The sequence below is a fragment of the Endozoicomonas sp. SESOKO3 genome (assembly GCF_024606255.1).
This window is the reverse complement of sequence record NZ_JAHHPR010000527.1, coordinates 1-1,143: the sequence shown is the minus strand read 5'-3', so window position 1 is coordinate 1,143 and position 1,143 is coordinate 1. Positions and strand designations below refer to the sequence as shown.

The following is a 1,143-nucleotide window of genomic DNA, read 5'->3' as shown; positions in this document are numbered from 1 at the left end:
GTGGAGCTTCAAAAACAGCATGAATCTGGAGAATTTATCATAACTGAGCTACCGGAAATGGATTTGCAAGAGGCAAGAACATTTCTGGATACGACATTATCCAACCAGCTTAAGGAAAGAAGTCTGGATCATGAAATTCGAGTACCCTGTAATAGGCAAAGTCGCAAATGTGATGTTGAGATTTACCTGTTCAATCAGCGGGAATCATCAAAGCAGCTGACAGAGATTATACGATTTACGGTACTTCTGAATTTAAGGCCAGCCACAGTAAACACAGACTCTTATCACTCATCGAAAATAGATAAATCAGGTAATAACGCACATTCTGGCTTAGAAGAAGAATCTGAGTCACACTGTATTGCAATTATGTCTTGTCCTTCTGCTTCAACAACAGAAACAGCTGTATTACAAGAATCAGGTCTACCTGATCTTGATCCGGACTGGATGGATCGAGTTCATGTCTATCGAAATCAAGAGAATGGAGACAATCTGGTCATACGGGATAACATTGTCTACTACACCGGTAAATCACTGACTGTTATTCTCAGTCTATTCAATACGCTGCTATTCCAGTCGGGCCCCATTGATACCAGTGACGGATATTATGGGCATTTCACCAACGCCCACGTATTGGCAGAGGCCCTCGCAATGGGGGATACAATACCGCTTTTGATCAGAGATCATAAGTTGGCTTACGTTACACCTCAGTTAGATGCTACCGGCTTCGCTCTGAGCCTCGCTATTTATGTTACCTACGTACATTACTGGGATAATTTGACTCTGGACAAGAGAAAGATGTCGGGGTCAGATGTGCGGGTATTTTACGCCTGGAAGCTGTTTGCAAATATTGCGACCAAAGCGATTGGCGAGGTTGCAGAACAGAGAGTATTTGCCAATGAGACCGACAGCGATATTCTTAAAATAAAATCCTCACTGTTCACCAGCCTGATAACAGCCCTTCCCTACGGGACAAAGTTACTGGTAACAGCTTTTACAGGAAATAACTATGCCAACCACTTACTGAAGGCTGTCCCGGCCGATCACCTGCTCTCATGCTCGATCAGTGTGAATGGCGTCTGCATTCAACTGTTCTTCCATCGTATTCTGGGAGAAGCTGATATGACCATTGTTCCTGCTACATCA

Annotated in this window: 1 protein-coding gene; it reads left to right on the top strand. The window is 43.7% G+C overall.

Annotated elements, in window-relative coordinates; all coding sequences use genetic code 11:
• Positions 1–57 precede the first annotated feature (57 nt).
• The coding region (locus KDK18_RS09060) for a hypothetical protein (protein ID WP_257254580.1) at positions 58–1,143 on the top strand (1,086 nt) is incomplete at its 3' end.